The 18,099-nt window shown below is 43.1% G+C and carries 19 protein-coding genes, 1 rRNA gene, 2 pseudogenes and 1 riboswitch; of the genes and pseudogenes, 2 read left to right on the top strand and 20 right to left on the bottom strand.

All coding sequences use genetic code 11. The features are described from left to right. Positions 1-98: 98 nt before the first annotated feature. The 9 genes and pseudogenes from ispE to JCM16418_RS21850 form a co-directional block, all read right to left on the bottom strand. Positions 99-953, bottom strand: a complete 855-nt coding sequence (gene ispE, locus JCM16418_RS21890; protein WP_036653246.1) for a 4-(cytidine 5'-diphospho)-2-C-methyl-D-erythritol kinase — start codon at positions 951-953, stop codon at positions 99-101. Between the two features lie 171 nt (positions 954-1,124). Continuing rightward, positions 1,125-1,301 carry a small, acid-soluble spore protein, alpha/beta type gene (locus tag JCM16418_RS21885; RefSeq protein WP_036653244.1) on the bottom strand — a complete coding sequence of 59 codons (177 nt, stop codon included), beginning with the start codon at positions 1,299-1,301 and terminating at the stop codon, positions 1,125-1,127. Positions 1,302-1,466: 165 nt separating this feature from the next. After that, positions 1,467-1,742, bottom strand: a complete 276-nt coding sequence (veg, locus tag JCM16418_RS21880; RefSeq protein ID WP_036653242.1) for a biofilm formation stimulator Veg — start codon at positions 1,740-1,742, stop codon at positions 1,467-1,469. Positions 1,743-1,945: 203 nt separating this feature from the next. Then, positions 1,946-2,839: a sporulation peptidase YabG gene (gene yabG, locus JCM16418_RS21875; RefSeq protein WP_036653240.1), complete on the bottom strand. Its 894-nt coding sequence runs from the start codon at positions 2,837-2,839 to the stop codon at positions 1,946-1,948. Between the two features lie 88 nt (positions 2,840-2,927). Continuing rightward, positions 2,928-3,815, bottom strand: coding sequence for a 16S rRNA (adenine(1518)-N(6)/adenine(1519)-N(6))-dimethyltransferase RsmA (rsmA, locus tag JCM16418_RS21870; protein WP_036653238.1), 888 nt, complete (start codon positions 3,813-3,815; stop codon positions 2,928-2,930). After that, positions 3,812-4,360, bottom strand: a complete 549-nt coding sequence (gene rnmV, locus JCM16418_RS21865; protein ID WP_036653263.1) for a ribonuclease M5 — start codon at positions 4,358-4,360, stop codon at positions 3,812-3,814. Before rnmV ends, rsmA begins: the two co-directional genes overlap by 4 nt. A 147-nt stretch (positions 4,361-4,507) precedes the next feature. Continuing rightward, a pseudogene (locus JCM16418_RS21860) lies at positions 4,508-5,688 on the bottom strand (resuscitation-promoting factor). A gap of 269 nt (positions 5,689-5,957) precedes the next feature. Beyond that, positions 5,958-6,171, bottom strand: a riboswitch (cyclic di-AMP (ydaO/yuaA leader). A 201-nt stretch (positions 6,172-6,372) separates the two neighbouring features. Further along, positions 6,373-7,142, bottom strand: a pseudogene (locus JCM16418_RS21855) (TatD family hydrolase). Positions 7,143-7,189: 47 nt separating this feature from the next. Then, on the bottom strand, positions 7,190-8,470 hold the full coding sequence (locus tag JCM16418_RS21850; protein ID WP_036653236.1) for an HD domain-containing protein: 1,281 nt from the start codon (positions 8,468-8,470) through the stop codon (positions 7,190-7,192). A gap of 315 nt (positions 8,471-8,785) precedes the next feature. Between JCM16418_RS21850 and JCM16418_RS21845 the strand changes: the two genes are divergently transcribed. Beyond that, complete coding sequence (locus JCM16418_RS21845) at positions 8,786-9,040, top strand: AbrB/MazE/SpoVT family DNA-binding domain-containing protein (RefSeq protein ID WP_006207408.1); 255 nt, start codon at positions 8,786-8,788, stop codon at positions 9,038-9,040. Between the two features lie 256 nt (positions 9,041-9,296). Here JCM16418_RS21845 and rsmI read toward each other — a convergent pair whose 3' ends face one another. From rsmI to JCM16418_RS21795, 10 genes are all read right to left on the bottom strand, one after another. After that, the gene (gene rsmI / locus JCM16418_RS21840; protein WP_036653235.1) at positions 9,297-10,181 is read right to left on the bottom strand and encodes a 16S rRNA (cytidine(1402)-2'-O)-methyltransferase; all 885 of its coding nucleotides are present in this window, start codon (positions 10,179-10,181) and stop codon (positions 9,297-9,299) included. Further along, the gene (locus tag JCM16418_RS21835; RefSeq protein ID WP_036653233.1) at positions 10,178-10,939 is read right to left on the bottom strand and encodes a tRNA1(Val) (adenine(37)-N6)-methyltransferase; all 762 of its coding nucleotides are present in this window, start codon (positions 10,937-10,939) and stop codon (positions 10,178-10,180) included. The genes rsmI and JCM16418_RS21835 overlap by 4 nt, the downstream gene beginning before the upstream one ends. Positions 10,940-11,018: 79 nt before the next feature. Continuing rightward, positions 11,019-11,381: a DNA replication initiation control protein YabA gene (gene yabA, locus JCM16418_RS21830; protein WP_036653262.1), complete on the bottom strand. Its 363-nt coding sequence runs from the start codon at positions 11,379-11,381 to the stop codon at positions 11,019-11,021. A gap of 28 nt (positions 11,382-11,409) precedes the next feature. After that, a complete protein-coding gene (locus tag JCM16418_RS21825; RefSeq protein WP_036653230.1) occupies positions 11,410-12,210 on the bottom strand; it encodes a PSP1 domain-containing protein in 801 nt (266 codons plus the stop codon). A 46-nt stretch (positions 12,211-12,256) separates the two neighbouring features. Continuing rightward, the gene (gene holB / locus JCM16418_RS21820) at positions 12,257-13,231 is read right to left on the bottom strand and encodes a DNA polymerase III subunit delta' (RefSeq protein WP_036653228.1); all 975 of its coding nucleotides are present in this window, start codon (positions 13,229-13,231) and stop codon (positions 12,257-12,259) included. Between the two features lie 56 nt (positions 13,232-13,287). After that, positions 13,288-13,731, bottom strand: coding sequence for a YaaR family protein (locus JCM16418_RS21815; protein ID WP_036653226.1), 444 nt, complete (start codon positions 13,729-13,731; stop codon positions 13,288-13,290). 27 nt (positions 13,732-13,758) lie between these two features. Continuing rightward, positions 13,759-14,088, bottom strand: coding sequence for a cyclic di-AMP receptor DarA (darA, locus tag JCM16418_RS21810; protein ID WP_036653223.1), 330 nt, complete (start codon positions 14,086-14,088; stop codon positions 13,759-13,761). A 119-nt stretch (positions 14,089-14,207) separates the two neighbouring features. After that, positions 14,208-14,849: a dTMP kinase gene (gene tmk / locus JCM16418_RS21805; RefSeq protein WP_036653221.1), complete on the bottom strand. Its 642-nt coding sequence runs from the start codon at positions 14,847-14,849 to the stop codon at positions 14,208-14,210. Continuing rightward, positions 14,846-16,414 carry an aminotransferase class I/II-fold pyridoxal phosphate-dependent enzyme gene (locus JCM16418_RS21800; RefSeq protein ID WP_052020667.1) on the bottom strand — a complete coding sequence of 523 codons (1,569 nt, stop codon included), beginning with the start codon at positions 16,412-16,414 and terminating at the stop codon, positions 14,846-14,848. Before JCM16418_RS21800 ends, tmk begins: the two co-directional genes overlap by 4 nt. A 225-nt stretch (positions 16,415-16,639) precedes the next feature. Beyond that, positions 16,640-16,825 carry a sigma factor G inhibitor Gin gene (locus JCM16418_RS21795; protein ID WP_036653218.1) on the bottom strand — a complete coding sequence of 62 codons (186 nt, stop codon included), beginning with the start codon at positions 16,823-16,825 and terminating at the stop codon, positions 16,640-16,642. A gap of 204 nt (positions 16,826-17,029) precedes the next feature. On the opposite strand from JCM16418_RS21795, the gene JCM16418_RS21790 reads away from it, so the two are divergent. Beyond that, positions 17,030-17,554, top strand: a complete 525-nt coding sequence (locus JCM16418_RS21790) for a hypothetical protein (RefSeq protein WP_036653216.1) — start codon at positions 17,030-17,032, stop codon at positions 17,552-17,554. A gap of 347 nt (positions 17,555-17,901) precedes the next feature. Here the strand turns inward: JCM16418_RS21790 and rrf are convergent. Then, positions 17,902-18,018, bottom strand: a 5S ribosomal RNA gene (gene rrf, locus JCM16418_RS21785). Positions 18,019-18,099 lie beyond the last annotated feature (81 nt).

Here is an 18,099-nt window from a genome sequence, read left to right as displayed (position 1 = left end):
TTTTATTATTATTCTTTACAGACATACTCTGGTAAAAAACCGAATAATCTAGTATGAATATACCATTTTTGTACGTGTATGTACAACGTACAAAGGCACTAGGTCAGCATTCGTACTGCATAGACTTCTTTACAAAAGCCCCGCAGTCCATTGTATATTCGTGCGACTTTGGACTCTTTGTAGACCAGACCAAATACGGTTGGGCCACTACCTGACATTAACGCTCCATCCGCACCTAATCTCAGCATGCCTTGTTTAAGCTGCTCCACATCAGGATGAAGCTTCAACGTGACATCTTCAAGCACATTCCCAAGTCCTTCGCATACATGTTGGAAGTCACCTGCTTCAATCGCTTGAATCATTCCCTTAGCAGACGGGTGATGACTAATTTGATTAGCTCTGAATTTCCCATACACTTCGGCAGTAGATACATTAATCGGCGGCTTAGCCAAAATGACCCAGCATTGTAACGGATTCTCGATGGGCGTCAGCTTCTCACCGCGCCCTGTTGCGAGTGCTGTTCCTCCAGTAATACAGAAAGGAACATCAGATCCCAGCTCTGCTCCAAGCACTTGCAGCTCCTGCACAGGAATGTTTAGCCCCCAGAGCCGATTTAGCCCACGAAGTGTAGCAGCCGCATCGCTGCTTCCCCCTGCAAGTCCGGCGGCTACAGGTATTTTTTTATCCAGATGGATATGCACGCCCTTCTTCACATCGTAACGTTCTTTAATCAATCTCGCAGCCTGAAAAGCTAAATTTTTCTCATCAAGCGGAATATAGCCTGCCTGGCTCGTAATGATAATGGAGTCTCGCGGCATCTCAGACATCTCTAGCCTGTCCGCTAAATCCACCATTGTCATTACCATTTCAACCTCATGAAAACCATCAGGGCGTTTATGTAATACGTCCAACATTAAGTTTATTTTAGCTGGCGCTTTTTCGTAAATTTTCAAGGCGTTCACCCACCCTCAACTTTTCCCTCATAACAACTTCAAACCATTATAACAAACTGTGTCTATCAAGTCATATCGGATTGTTATCAGCCTGCCATCGGAAATGATAAAAAAACGGAGATCCTCCATCTGGAAGCTCTCCGCAGTGAACAAAAGATTGATCTAGAATGCTTAGGGATTACGTGCTGCAGCCTGCTCTGCAAGCTGAATGGCGCGTTTAACCATGTTTCCTGCATCCTTGGCCTTTATTCCGCCCCAGCCTTCTTTTTGAACGGTATCATAAAACCCCAAATCTTTGGCCAGCTCATATTTAAGCTCTTCCGACATTACACTACGTCTTCGGCTCATATTCATCCTCCTCTGATTGTATGGGGAGTACCAGTGTACTTATCACTGATACCTTATCTAATACCTTATGTATTATTTCGCTCTAAGGATGGATTCATCCATTCTTTTAATGGTTGGCAACAAAAAAACAGCCTTCCTCGTGGAAGACTGCCTCGTTTCGAAAAGTTACGCTTTCACATACTCAATCCGTGTTTGTGAATTATCATCACAAATCATAACTTCCACTGATTCAGTAAGGATATCAGCATAGCTGTATGACACACGCTTAAATGTTTGCTGTTCTTGATCCAGCTTCACAATAAAAACAGAAGGGTACGTTTCTTCCAAGACACCAGTACGCTCAACGGTCTTTCGGCGACCACCGTTAGCTCGCAGCGAAATTTTCTGACCTACATGAGCTTCGAGACTGCGTTTGATTTCCAACAGCGCATTTTTAGCCATTGTCGACGACCACCTCTTTCCTTGTCCATTATAACCTTTCCAAGTGAGGATGTCAAATCAAATTAATAATTATATCAGCATCAAAATTATGTTGTCAACGAATTTTTTTGCTGAAAAATGCAATAATTCCGCATACAACACGTAAACGACAAAAAAACTCCTAATCCGATATTGGGAATAAGAGTTTTTTGAATGTTTCCGCTCTAGATCGCGGATGGTGTTACCTTCAGCGTTGATAAATCATTAAGCTCTGGTAGACCTATTCGGTAGCTACCTCTAGTCTCAATGCCCCCGACGCCTTGAATACCACTGATCGTATGGTGCAATACATCCGTCATATTAATGGTCTCCCGTACGGATGTAAATGAAGCCTTAGCAGCCACGTAGACTGGGTCTAATGCATGGATGAGAATCCTACCCGGTGAACTAGCGAAATTCGCTCCTGCCTGTAACAGTGCTTCAAAATGAGATTGGCAAGCTCCCGCAATAACGGTCAGCATGTCGTAGTGTCGTTCATATTGGCGTGCCACATGAATCGCATTAATAAAATTTTGCGAATTCTTATAGCTGGCTAGACTGTATAAATCATGATTCTGCCTCTGCTTCAGTACACCATCATGACCAGTGATTACAACAATATCAGGCCTAACTCGTGGCAGAAGACGATAGAGGGCATCGGCCATTCCCGATTCGCTTACATATTGGCCTTCGGCGGGAACGCGTAGCTGCTCATATAAAGTGAGACTCTTTTTCAAATAACTAGCGTCTCCGTCAAGATGAAGAACTTTTCCTGGCACTTCAAAATAGGTAGGTTCTTCTGTACCCCACTGACCATTTAAGCGCTCTTGATTGCGCTGGGTCTGTTCTTGACGATTTCGCTGAATAATCGAGAGCGATTCATTCGCTCTAACTTGTGCCACTAACGTTCTCTCGCTGGCCGGAGCAAACGGTACCTTGACGAGGTCCTCCATAGGAGCATCCGCAAGCAGTCGGAATTCCGTTCCTTTTATCACAGCGAAGTCATTTCGCATATCTTCCACGCGGAAAGCTACATCTCCACCATAGGATCTGCGAACAACCAAGTCTCCTAAGTTCATCAGAACATCACCTCATACCTATATCGTATGGGCGAATCCCCTGAATGGTTCATCGCATCCGCGAAATATTAGGTAGCTTATATCCTAATTAGCTTTTAATTCCCTCTTTGAGTAACAGATTGCTGAGCGTGGCATACTCCTGTAGACTCAGTGTTTCCCCACGCCGTGATGGCTCAATTCCCGCTTCTAGCAATAATCCATCCAGACGTTCTCTTCCTTCTCCAGGGAAAAATTTACTCTTGAGGTTATTTGAAATGGTTTTGCGGCGCTGTGCGAAAGAAGCTTGTACGACTTCAAAGAAATGTTGCTCATCGTCCACTTCAACGGGAGGCTTCTCCCGTACGCTTAGACGAATAACGGCCGATTCTACGTTAGGTTGAGGAATAAAGACTGTACGAGGTACGATACATACTAGTTCTGGAGCACTGTAGTACTGCACTGCAATACTGAGACTTCCGTAATCCTTGCTACCTGGTGCGGCAGCCATTCGCTCAGCAACTTCTTTCTGAATCATAACTACAATGTTCTCTAGAGGTAATTTTTCCTCGAGGAGCTTCATCAGAATCGGAGTCGTCACATAATACGGTAAATTGGCTACCACACTGACCTTAGATACTTCAGAGAAATCGCGCTTAAATAGCTCTGCTAGGTCCAGTTTGAGAACATCTGCATGATGAATCTTTACATGAGGATGTGGAGCAAGCACCTCTGTCAAAATAGGAATGAGGCGCTGGTCAATCTCAACTGCGGTAACACAAGCTGCTTGCCTTGCCAGTCGCTCCGTCAGCGCACCGATTCCTGGACCAATTTCAAGCGCACCCTTTGTAGAATCGAGACCTGCTGCGTCAACTATTTTATTTAAAATATTCTGGTCTATTAGAAAGTTCTGGCCCAAACTTTTCTTAAAAGAAAATCCGTGCCTCTGAATAATATCCTTCGTTCGCCTTGGTGTAGCGATATCTTCAATTATGCTCATTTCAATTCCCCCTCTTCCAAACGAGCTAATGCATCAGCAAACTCTTCGCGTGTAATCTGGAAAACGGTAAGCCGTTTAAGAAACTGCTTCCCATTACAGTATCCAATCCCCAGTAAATTACCCATAAACATCCGACGAGCTGATGCTTCGGGATGTACCAGCAGACCCGCTTCCATGAGATCCTCTAGATCGATTTGGCTAGCTACCCCTTCGTATGACGTATGCACACGGGAGAGGGCTGTTCGAATCGCCTCAGGCGAAGCATTCTCTACACCAATATCTCCCTTACGTGTCGCATCAGCTTCCGGTATGAACGCGTGCTTACATCCCGGTACCTTAGAGGAGATAATTTTGCGTATACGTTCACCAGCATGGTCCGGGTCCGTTAATACAATGACGCCTCTACGTTCCTGAGCCAAAGCAATACTTTTCAAAATGCGTGCATTAATTGCCGAACCGCCAGTCTCAATTGTATCTGCTTCAACGGCCCGTTTTATGGCTACGGTATCATCGCGACCCTCCACGACAATTACTTCCTTAATCATCACCATTCGTCCCTTCCATCCCTGTCCTTGATTGTATCGTCCTGTAGGGCAGGTTAACAACAAAAAGAAGAGGAATATTCCTCTTCTTTAGCATGACATTTTTATGATCATAATACTATAACATTAGCAGAATGTTGTAAAACCGATTTAGTTCAATTGCGGCTTCACTGGACCAATGACATATACCTTAAGCCCTGATTTACGACCGAAGCTATTTGCACGTTTCAATGAATCGTAATAAATATCAATTTTATGGCCTTTGATGGCGCCGCCAGTATCTTCTGCACGACGGAAGCCCACACCCTCAATATATACCCACCATCCAAGCGGAATAACACTTGGATCAACAGCAATGGTTCGTCCCTCGGTTACCCGTGTACCCGTAGCCGTGCGCGTACCAATCCCTGGTTCCTGTGAGGAATAAGCTGTCATGGATACATTAATCATTTTCTTATAAGAAAAATCGACACCGGCCTTACTCACCCGATTGTTTGAACTTGTAGCCGCTGCAGTTTTATTACTGCTTGTTTTCCGAATTTCCGGTTTAACCGTAGCCTTCGCCACTGTAGTTTTGGCTACAACTGCAACAGGTCTCTTCTTTGTGCCGACTGCAATTATTTTGTCCATTGTCTTAGCAGATACTTCTTTACCAACCATCCGCATAGAGATGAGCTTACCATCATGGTACTCTTTCTCAATGTGTTGAGTCATAACCCTGCTTTTCCTTGTTGGGCAACTCTGACGGTTCCAGCCGTTAGGCTCGGATCTGCCGTTTTAATCACACGGAATGGAAGTTTCTCTTTGCGATCAACCGACTGTGTGTTAATACGTACAATTTTGATATCCATCTGATCCGCTACCGAAGCAGTCAGAGCAGGCTGAACTTTATCCGTTCCTTTAATCGATATACCTAAATCATGAATGACATCTCTCACGGTTTCCCGTGTTGTATATAACTGCTTGGTCTTACCGTCCACCGTCAATTGAATGGGACTTGCATGATCAATAATAACCTTATCCCCGTCTTGAATGGTTCCCGTCAGCGGTATTGATATCTGATCATGGGCTTTAAGGGTAATGGCTTGCTCATCCAACATTTCCTGAATTAATGATGTATGGGTTTCGACTGATTTGATTTGACCATCCACGATGAGGTGAACCTGTTTACGGGACTGACTGTCCACGAGCAACAAGACCATCAACGTAATTGCAATTGAACTTATAGCTGCCAAAGAGATTTGGCGCAAATACTCATGCTTCCACCGCATTCCGTAAGACATGCTGGATGATTGTGAAACATGGGACTCTTCTGGTTGAAAAATACCCACTCTCTCGATCCTCCTTCATAGCCTCGCCGTCCTAAGTTATGCATGATGTGCGTGACGCGACTATTATTTGAATTTTTACAACATCAGCCTGAAATCAGGTGTCGTTGCACCATGAACCACTCTTCCCACCATGATTTGCCACCTCCTGTTATACAACAGTATGTTGACAACGTCTCCTTTATTCAAAACAAAAGAAGCCAAAAAAGAGCTTTATGAGGAACTCTTTCGTGGCTTCATTGATGTCCGAATGACGGAATGCCATGCACGAGATTGCCTCTCTTCATACGCTTGCGAGGTTAGCTGTCGGGTTTGGGCGAAAGAGAGCCGCCCTATCTCTGGCTGAACGCTCATGGCGCTCACCGTTAAATTCACCCCTAAGACCCTTGGAAAGAAATCAAATACTAGCGGTTCGCCTCATATCGGCCCTTCGCCTTGTAATGGTTCCCCCGCTCTCCAAAACTGGAGACTCAGCGAGAATGATTCATGAAAACAGTAGGAATGATGACATTCCACCGCTTATATCACTGAAAAGATGATATCCTGTTTCTATGCATGTTGTAAAGACGGAATCAAGCACATTTAATTGAATAAATGGTTAAAAAAATGTAATATTCTTGCGTTTATAGGTTAAAAAACTTTAATACATCGTGAATGCTCACTCTTTTGACTGTTTTTCTCCTGTTTTCACAAAATGCCAAATCGTTCCATCGCATTTTTGGTGGTTATTTCAGCTATTTCCTCCACATCGACCCCTTTTATCAAGCTGCTGCTTCTGCAACTAGCCGAACATGAGCCGACTCATTTCGTTTCCCACGGAAGGGATGCGGAGTTAAATAAGGGGAGTCTGTTTCGATCAACAATCGGTCCATTGGCACCTGAGCTAGAACCTCTTTTGGTTGCTTCGCATTCTTGAAAGTAATAGGTCCACCGAAGGATAAATGAAATCCCATATCCAGACACATTTTTGCTGTCTCCCAGCTACCAGAATACGAATGCATCACGCCGCCAACTTCACTGGCTTTTTCCTCACGCAATATACGAATGACATCCTCGTGAGCATCACGATTATGAATAACAATAGGCATCTGAAGCTCGCGAGCAAGTCCAATTTGTTGACGCAGAACATGCTGTTGCACGTCTTTGGGTGAAGTGTCCCAGTAATAATCCAAGCCAATTTCGCCAATTGCCACTACTTTAGGATGTTTGCATAAGGATGCAATCCATTCTAGATCACCCTCCTGCATTGTAATCGCGTCCTGTGGGTGCCAGCCCACGGCTGCATATATAAAATCATACGTCTCAGCAAGCTTCATTGTTGACGGGATTGTCTCACGGTTAAAGCCAACATTGATCATCCGAGTTACACCCGCTTCATAAGCACGTGAAATGGTTTCTTCACGATCTTCGTCGAATTGCGGTGCATCCAGATGTGTATGGGTGTCGAATAAATTCATCAAGTAAACTCCTCTCGTGTCGAGAAAATGTTGTATTTTAGTCGTTTCTAACGCTTGAAAATCAGTGCAACAGAGGGTGACAGTAACGACATTACGGTTTCTACCTTATTGGCCGGATAATATAGATGGCATTTACCTCGATGTATACCACTAATGGAACGTACAATATCTGACACCTCAGATATCTCACGCAGTCTGTCATTTCTGTCGAGCAGCAATATTTGTTTCTGACTGGATACCTCACCGGGCCGGAATACATCGTACGGAAGATCCGTCGGAAAATCAATCTCCAGATCATAATCCAGATTCATCCCTACTCGCTCGAATTCATTTTTAATCTCATCAATGAACTCATTATCTAATGATTCCACTTCTACATATTTATACAGTCTGCGATGCATAAAACGATAGCATAGATCGCTAAGGATCGCATCTTCCTCTTCAGACCACTGCATAAAAGCAGTTTGAATAAGGGCTTCGTCCAGCTTCAAATAATCTTCCTCCGTAATCTTATCTTCAAACAGTTGCGGAAGTGGCTTTAACATAAAGGCAAATTCATAACCCGATTGATGTAGCTCCTTAGCTCTACGGAAAATCTGACGCAATAAAATATCCGAACTTCGCGTCACGGGGTGAAAATAAACTTGCCAGTACATCTGATATCGTGACATCAGATAGTCCTCTACAGCATGCATCCCCGACTCCTTGACTACTACCCTTCCTTTATACGGTCTTAATATACGGAGAATACGATCCATATCAATCGTGCCATAATTAACACCCGTATAGTACGCATCCCGCAGCAGATAATCCATCCGGTCAGCGTCTAAGGGACTCGAGACCAAATTAACTACAATGGCCTTCTCGTATGTTTTAGCAATAACGGAAGCAACCTTTTCAGGAAAGCCAGTCTCTACTTCACCTAGAATAAGATTTACTTCCGTATCTCCTGTTATAATTCGCCTCGTCCATTCCTCATGATTCATATCAAATGCTTCTTCCATGGAATGAGAGAAAGGGCCATGCCCCAAATCATGTAGCAGCGCAGCACATAATGCGAGTAGCTTCTCTTCCTTCGGCCAATCTACATATCCATTACGTTCGAATTGTGAAATGATCTGCCTAGTGATTTCATATACGCCTAGTGAATGCGAGAATCGGCTATGTTCAGCTCCATGAAACGTTAAATATGATGTGCCCAGCTGACGAATACGCCGTAAACGTTGGAACTCAGATGTATTAATCAGACGCCAAATCGTAGAGTCCTTAACATGAATGTAGTTGTGGACCGGATCCTTAAAAACCTTTTCTTCACTCAAAGGATGCATCTTTACACTCCTCCCCTACTTCTTTTCCTTAAAATTTAAAATAATTGTGAATTAATTTCGACATTATATGTCGTTTTATGTCGAAATAGGCAGAATTATAGATTTCCAAATCGACAATATTCGTTGTGAACGATATAATTAACAAAGATACATATAGCTAGCGTTTTCCCAGACATGGGGATACTTCAAACATATTAGATATGAATTTACAGGTTGACTGTTTTGGGAATCGTTGGTATTATTAATATCACAAAAGAGAGAACGTTGTCGAATTATGACACTTAAAAATGTTGGCGAGAGGAGCAATGATCAGTTATGATGAAATCAACTGGTATTGTAAGAAAAGTAGACGAACTAGGCCGAGTTGTAATTCCAATTGAATTACGTCGCACTTTAGGTATCGGTGAAAAAGACGCTTTGGAAATTTACGTAGACGGAGAGCGCATTATGCTCAAGAAATATGAGCCTGCTTGTATCTTCTGTGGCAACGCTGAAAACGTGACATATTTCAAAGGAAAAATTGTTTGTCACGAATGCATCTCAGAAATTCCTACACCTGTGACAAATTAAGTTTTTTAGTATATAATAGTATTATTAAATCTGTTAATTCTAACCTTTTTCATATCTCCTTGGTGTCTCCTCGGCTATGAACCCGGCCGTGGGAGGCATTTTTTTTGTCCCCGCCAATGATTAAGCATAGAGGGAATGCGCATAACAACGAAAATATGCTATATTACCTTCCCTCTATTTAAGTTATAGCTACTCCACTCAGTCTTTCTATTCAGATCAGCAGAATCATTGCCATTTATTTTATAAAAATATTAATTTACAGTAACGCGTTATATACATCTCGTTTGGATACGCCACGATCGGAAGCAGCCTTTCTCATCGCTTCTTTGCGATCCAATCCACTTTCTTCATAATGCGTTACATGCTCCTGTACTGATATCTCCTGCCACCACGCATCACGTTCTTTCTGCTCCTCCACTTCGCTTGCGCCTTCGATGACCACACAATACTCACCAATCGGCGGATGTTCCGCTAGCCATGCCAAACATTCTTCAACACTGCCACGTACAAATTCTTCATATCTCTTGGTTAATTCTCTTGCTAATACGACCTGACGATTACCAAGCATTTCATTTATAAACCCAAGCGTTTTTATAATCCGGTGAGGAGATTCATATAATAACAACGTGCCATGCGATGCCTGTATGGGTGATAGAACGGTCAGAATATCTTTACGTTCACGAGGTAAAAATCCAATAAAAGTGAACCGTTCTGTAGATAGGCCCGATACAATCAAAGATGATAAAGCTGCATTTGCTCCAGGTATCGGAATTACTGCAATTCCTTCAGCAATAGCTAGTTTCACTAGATCTGATCCAGGATCAGAAATAGCTGGTAAACCGGCATCGCTGACCAATGCTAAATTTTTTCCTTCTATTATATAACGTATTAGTTCAGGACCACTTGCAGCCTTATTATGCTCATGATAACTGAACAACATTGGTGGAGATATTTCAAAATGAGTTAGCAACTTACGTGTTTGCCTTGTATCCTCAGCTGCGATGATGTCGCATTCTTTAAGCGTTCGTACCGCTCTGAAAGTCATATCCTCTAAATTGCCAATCGGTGTTGCGACGAGATATAAAGCACCCTTCCCGTCTTCTTCTCTTTTTTGAAAACTACTCTGCCTGTTTAGACTCATACTTCTCCCTCTTTTGATCCAAAATAGATGTTCATCATTTCATCGCTGTATTGAGTCCCCTGAACATATACAATAATAGGTGGCAGGAGTCTTACTTCGGGTTTACCATCACGCATCGCTTCAATTAATACCATATTGGCCTCTAAATGGGCTCTTGGATGGACAAAACGAATTCGTTTAGGCTCTAACTTATAATTTCTCATCAGTGAGATGATTTCTCCTAGCCGTTGTGGTTTATGCACCATACTAACTTTTCCCCCTGGACGTACTAAACGAACGCTCGCTTGGATAACTTCCTCTAATGTACAGTTGATTTCATGACGAGCGATAGCTTGATGCGGGTTAAGCTTAAGGTCGCTCCCATTCAGCGGCATATATGGAGGGTTTACTGTGATTGCATCATAAATGCCATGACCCGTCTCTTTATATAATTCCCGTAAGTCACCTTCACGTATTTCAATTTGATTCTGTAAATCATTCATTGCCACGCTTCTACGCGCCATGTCGGCAAGTCGAGGCTGTATCTCAATGCCTTCGATAGACGCTTTTGTGCGGGTTGAAAGCAGCATCGGAATCACGCCATTTCCCGTACACATATCTAGTATACGTCCCTTGGGCGGAATCCCAGCAAACCGCGCTAATAACACGGCATCCATTGAAAAACTGAACACTTCTTCGCTTTGAATAATATGGAGCTGATGTGTTAGCAGATCATCTACCCGCTCCGATGGTAGCAATTGTACATTCTCTATATTCATTTACCCTGTTCCTTCGCATTAATATATCAATCATCATGTCAATAATTTAAAAAAAACCGTAGGAGTGACCCCCACGGCTTCATTTATTCAAAAAAGATAGACAGAAAAGGCAATCGCCTTCCGTACGCAGATGTCCATAATATACGTTACAAATATGGAAGCCTTCATGATATAACCTGGCTAGGTTATCGTAACCCTCGCCTACTACGTCACTTGGTTGATCATTCTCCAGCAAAACATCAGGCTTCGGTAAAAGAGAACCTTCTTCAACCGGGAGAGCTTCCTTCAAAATTTTGCGTAAACGCTCATTTTCAAGCATCAGACGATTGTTCTCCTCCAAAAGCTCCTTAATCACGAGCTTCATTTCACCCAGATCACTGTGTAGTTGTCCCATTTGTGTTTCCATTTCTTGAATTTGTACAAATATATTTTTCTTTTCCAAGTTTCCACCCCGAAAGTAACCTAATGGTCTACTTGATGACAACGTCATCCATTGGAAGTTCCTTGACCTTGTTAATCTCAAATATCTGAACATGAACAGTTCGGCTTCCAGCATTAATGCCAACCACCTTACCATCCCCTAAAGATGTAACGACGAATTTACCTACTGCCGGTAATTCCTCTTTCACGCTCTCATAGTTATCATGCTCATATTTGAGACAGCACATAAGTCTTCCGCATAAACCGGATATTTTGGTCGGATTCAGTGACAGACTCTGATCTTTCGCCATCTTAATAGATACCGGTTCAAAATCACCAAGCCATGTGGAACAGCAGAGTATGCGACCGCATGGGCCAATTCCGCCCAGCATCTTAGCTTCGTCCCGCACGCCAATTTGTCTAAGCTCGATTCGTGTCCGGAAAATACCGGCCAAATCCTTTACAAGCTCACGGAAGTCAACTCTTCCTTCAGCCGTAAAATAAAAAATAATTTTGTTTCGATCAAACGTAAATTCCACATCCACTAGCTTCATTTTGAGGCCGTGATCGCGAATTTTATTTAAACAGGTGATAAATGCATCCTTAGCTGCCTGCTTATTCTCCTCCACAATGCTTGCGTCAGTGTCGCCAGCAATTCGGATTACCTTTTTCAGCGGCAGAACAACATCGGATTCTTGCACCTCTTTTTTTCCAACGACAACTTTACCATATTCAATCCCACGCGCCGTCTCAACGATAACGCTGTTATCCTTCTCAATCGGGAAATCGAGGGGATCAAAATAATAGATTTTGCCCGCTTTTTTGAAGCGAACACCCACTACACTGTACAAAAACTAACCCCCTTGTATGCCATTAAAAATGGACTGAGCTTGGAAGCTATCCTTCTAAGCCGATTAAAAATTGTTCAAGACAGAGTTGGCCATTCACATTGTAGCGCAATTTCTTTCTGCACTCTGCGGCCAAGTCCATGTAGGAGACCCATTGTGCCGTGCTGCGGGATGGTGCCTGTGTGGATAAGAACTCCAACTGATCTATGAAAAGAATACTTTCGTGCCTTCCGTATTGGACATGTATCATATCCTTGAACCACAAATGAAACAAATCAAGTAGTGTATCCAAGTGTTCGGAGAGTCCAGCTTTGAACAGTTTTTGTCCTGCGGTCACAAGACTTGAACTGCCTTTTCCAAGAGACTCCTTACCCAATTGTAACATTACGTTTCTAATTTCTGCAAACCAATTCTGATCCAATAAATCCCGGCATCCTTCAAGTCCTGAAGATAAGTGAACAGCGCAGCGCGCTAATGGTGCTGGATAGCCTTCCTCCACCAGTTTTTGTAACATCATTTCAGCTTGTAAAGGATAGAAAGGAACGAGCTGTGTTCTTGATTGTATGGTTGGCAAAAGTGCCATTCCATTCTCTGTAATCAAAATAGCCACCGCCGGTATAGGTGGTTCCTCAAGAAACTTGAGCAAGCTATTTGCTGCTTGTACAGTCATCTTATCGGCCTGGTCTATTATATATACCTTCGGATTTTTCATTTCCGAACGATAGGAAAAGACCCGCTGCAAGTCACGGATCTGGTCAATTTTGATACTAGCCCCATCCGGAGCAAGCAAATGTAGGTCCGGATGGTTGCCATGCTCGACCTTGCGACATTCCAGACACTCCCCACAGGCATCCTCATTATATGTTTCACAGAACAATGCCTGAGCAAAAGTAATGGCTGTCTTCATTTGCCCACTACCTGAAGGTCCACTAAATACATACGCATGGCTTACTGTTTGTTTACGGAGAGCTCCTTGAAGCAATTGCTTAGCTGCCTCTTGGCCCATGATATCATTAAAAGACATTATTTCTCACTTCCTGGGTCTAGCTTTACCCGCTTAACTTCATTTCAATCCAATGATTAAAATACTAAGTTAATCAGCATGCCGCGTATTTCTCCAACTTGTTGCATCAGATCAATTTTACCCTGTTCACTTTCTAGCATATCGTCTGCCATTGCAAGCAAAGCTGCATCTACCTCATCAATTAATTTGTAACGTTTACCACGTCCTCGACGATCCCAGCCACGTGCGTCCTTCATTTTCACGCCACGTCTAACCGTGTCTTCTAGAAACCGTTTTACTAACAGCTTGTAAGCTTTTAGTTCACGAATTGTCATTGATTTGGCTAACCTGTCACCCTGTGTCTGTATTTCCTTAAAGCGTCTGCCTAATTCCTCTTGAGAGGCCTGTTCTCCACGCTGCTGCATAACGTCAGAGAAAGACTTCTGCATAATCGGCTTAGCTGATCCATCCGTTATGGGTAATTCGCTCTTCATGGGTCTGAACCCCGGATTAATTTTCACGATAATTCTCCTACCTCAGGATATCCATTAAAAATGTTCAAAGCGGTCAACTGGCAATACGAATACCGTAGCTCCGCCTACCTGAACCTCCACGGGAAGCGGCAAATATGAATCTGTCGTTCCACTCATTGGTGTGACGGGCGTGACCAACTGCTCGCGTACCTTACAACTGCTGCGGATAACATTCATAACAACCTCGACCTGACTGTCATCTACCCCAATCATAAAAGTAGTATTGCCTGCACGCAAGAATCCCCCGGTACTAGCCAACTTAGTTGCTCTAAAATTTGCTTTAACTAGCGCACCGGATAAACGGTTACTGTCCTTGTCCTGTATAATTGCGACGATCAGTTTCATCCTGCATTCCCTCCCTCGCTTATTTCAGCAACTTCAATATGAATAACATAGACCATAATCTATATCGGTCTAATGCATCATATCCATCAAGCTGTATCTAACTTATTTGACAGTGATCATCAAAAATCCTTTAAAATTCCCTCTTCCAACCTGCGAATCATGTCATTTGCTACCTCTTCAATTTTCTTAGAAGCATCAATTACGACAATTCTCTCAGGGAATAATGCAGCAATTTGTTGGTATCCTTCACGCACAAGATTGTGAAAAGGTAGCCCTTCTAGATCTAGACGATTAACCTCACGCTCATGGCTTGCGGCAATACGGGCTAGACCCTCCTCTGGATCAATATCTAAATAAAAAGTAATATCCGGTAGGAGCGAATGAATTGCGAATTGATTAATATTCCATACCTCATTTATTCCTATACCCCTTGCATGGCCTTGGTAAGCTAAACTACTATCTACAAAACGATCACAGAGGACAGTTGTACCCTCTAATAATGCTGGTTCAACCTTTTCCACCAAGTGCTGCCTTCGTGCAGCAGCATAAAGTAATGCTTCCGTCCGACCATCCATCATTGTATGCGCTGGGTTTAAAATAATCTCCCTGATCTGTTCAGCAATATGGATACCACCAGGTTCACGCGTAACTAAGAAAGGTAAAGACCTTTTCTCTAGGTAAGCTGCTAGTAGTTGCGTCACGGTTGTTTTACCCGAACCCTCCCCTCCCTCTAGTGTAATAAATTTCCCCCGCTGACTCATATGTCTTCCTCCTGGCTTATATGGTTCTTAAAAACTCTAACCGTTTGCAACTGTAGATCTGCCGTTCCATGACATTTAGCCCCAGCCATAGCTAATCTCTTCAGTTGCACAGCCATCTCATTACAAATTCGTTCTCCTGCGTATATCAATGGAATGCCTGGTGGGTAAGGTATAATCATCTCTGCAGCCACCCTACCTGCACAATCTGAAATTGAGATGGCTTCTACCTCTATTTCTTTAACTGGCTGTAAATTAAAAGTTACAGGCTCAGATATCTGTAACTCGTTAAAATTGTTCCACGTGGAAAATTCGCCAGCATGCGACTTAAATGCAGTATCTATTGTTCTTCTATCACCTTTTAGTGGAGAAGAAGAAACATCTTCGTCAATGCGGCGCAGTGCATCTAGTAATCTTCTCGTATCATCCAGCGTAGATCCAAGACTAAAGAGGAGAACGACGAATTGTTCGTCACTCATTTCAGGCACGCAGCCATGAGCTTCCAACTGCTGCTGCAGTTCATACCCACTCAGGACTCCAGCGTCGTCATATATGACGACCTTAAAAGGGTCCTGCGTAGTATACGCCCCGGCTTGGTCTGGCTCAGCCGGGAACAGGTCGCGTCCTGTGGACGCGTACGCTGCTACATCGGCAGCGGTAGTTTGCTGCTGCACCACGGGCTGCAGCAGCTTGAAGCGCGGCAGCTCCGCAAGGCCGCGCTTCAGAGTATTCACGGCGGCAAGCCCCGCCGTGAATGCCTCCGCGCCCAGCACATGCAGCTGGCGCCGAGCAAGATCGAGCGAAGCCATCACAGGGTATGATGGGCTCGAGCTCTGCACCATAGCGAGACGCTGACGTAGTAGGTCACGGTTAATGCGTGACCCTTGTACATGCAGCATCGCACCCATTGTAAGCGCGGACAACATCTTATGCGTCGATTGTACGACGACGTCCGCGCCACAGCTTAGCGCATGCCCTGGCAGCTCCGGATGCTGCCCATAATGCGCGCCATGTGCTTCATCTACCAGCAGGGGTATTCCTTGCCTATGGCATATCTCCGCTATAGGCGTTAGATCTGTACCCATTCCATGATAATTGGGCATCGTAATGAACACCCCCTTAGCCTCTGGATACGCATTCAATGCCGCCTCTACACCGCTTGGAGTGGGTGCAACTGCCAGACCACTAATCGAATCAATCTGAGGCTGTAAAAAGACAGCCCGCGCTCCTGCTAACATTAAGCCATTCAAAACCGATTTATGCACATTACGTTGCACAAGCAGAATATCTCCCGGGTGGGTACATACCGTTAGAATCATGGCCAAATTGCCCACCGTACTCCCTCCAACTAGAAAAAAGCTCTCTTCTGCTCCGAAGCACGAAGCTGCAAGTACCTGTGCTTCTAAGATTACACCCTCGGGATGATGTAAATCATCTGTACCTGTTATTTCTGTTACATCAACAGACATAACTTGTGAGAGAAAACCAGCACTTTCGGTATGTTTATACGCTTGTCCATTCTTATGACCTGGAACATGAAAAGAATTTTTATTACTATTCCTATACATATTAAGTGCCTCCACCAATGGAGCACTTTCTTTACATTTATTGAGTATATCCTTTATTTGATTATCCTTGTCTTTCTTCACTATAACGATTCCTTCCGGAGTTTCAATCTCTATCCCATTTTATCGTATAATCAACCAAACAGCTAATTATAAGTTAAATACCTATAGATTACTCTCATACAAAAAAAGGGCAGCAATCGCTGTCCTTTTTCATCATTTAACCCATTACAAATGTGTCTGCATACTGATTTGTCTCATTTGATGAATAAAATAACGATATTTGGCGTCCTCTGCATTGGTATGTACCATTTCAGCTTCACAGTCCTCACAAATAAACTGAGAAACCACCCTAATACCCTCTTGTTTAACATGCCTACAGATAATACAGACGTGTTCGGTTTGATCTTCCATCAACCATCCCACCTTGTTCCTTTTACTATGAAGTATGCTCATTTTCTACTATTTTAAACCTTTTCATAGGGCTTTCATATCCCTAACCCGCTTAATCTATAGGTATTCACCTACTATTATTTCGGTGTCTGTACATAGACTTAAAATTTTTGCCTCCATCAACCGATATATGATTATAGACCACAAAGGAGGAAAGCTGATTGTATGATGGAGGAGAACAGTACCAACGCAACTTTTTATCAATATAAATTAATAAAAAAAATTCCGGTAACTCGCCTCATGTTAAGGTGTTACCTCATTCTCCCCTATATCGCCATTATTGCAGAAATGATTCTCATCTCCTGGACAAGTATTATTTATTTTGCGATTGCAGCACCACTTGTTCTTTGGATTCATTATGTAATTTCGCATTCTGTGCTCTTTATCTCTCATTCTCAATCGCATAAGCGCTGGAAGTTCTCTGCAAAGCTTCCCTGGCTCGGATATATGACAGATCAGCATCTCAGCTTTCGCATTTTTCGAAAAGTATATCTACATACCGCATGGATTGGCTTAGCTATATTTTTAATACTTATGTTCTGGTCACCGCTCTCGTTCACTGTTTCATTATTATTCTGGCATTTATGGTTCTTACTTCCCCGCTTTTATGCTTATATCCGTCTCTACAACGTACCTAAAGACGGTATGATCAAATTTAATACTCAAGACATATCTTATTATCAGCAATAATATTAAGCCCCTGCATTTACAATGTGGGGGATTTTAATTACGTCATATTTTAGGTTGTTGTTACAATCATTTGCTTCGTTCTATGTATTGTTAATAATTAGGAGCATAGAGTTCACATACCTAGTAGTTACGTTGTCTGTTACCACTACCATCATCCCAATATTCTGATATACTATAATTTCCCCTAATGCTTCCCAGCTTCTTGTTTAAAATAATATCCGTACAATATAGCTCTCCTCAAGTTTCTACCTCTTATGTCATACCTTATATAGATAGATTACTATGTTCATCAACACATAAATCAACACAAAAAAACCACCGTCGATGAGAATCAACAGTGGTTCTTCGCTTGGCAACGTCCTACTCTCCCAGGACCCTTCGGTCCAAGTACCATCGGCGCTGGAGGGCTTAACGGTCGTGTTCGGGATGGGTACGCGTGGAACCCCTCCGCTATCGCCACCAAACATGCATTTGTGAAACAAATGCGATCTGTGTGAAAATCGGTTCATCTCAGTTGAGTGAATGAATTTCATAGCAGGTGTATT

This window comes from Paenibacillus pini JCM 16418 (assembly GCF_000576305.1).
Taxonomy (GTDB): Bacteria; Bacillota; Bacilli; order Paenibacillales; family Paenibacillaceae; genus Paenibacillus_AQ; species Paenibacillus_AQ pini.
The sequence above is the reverse complement of the archived record's forward strand: the minus strand, read 5'-3'. Positions and strand labels throughout refer to the sequence as shown.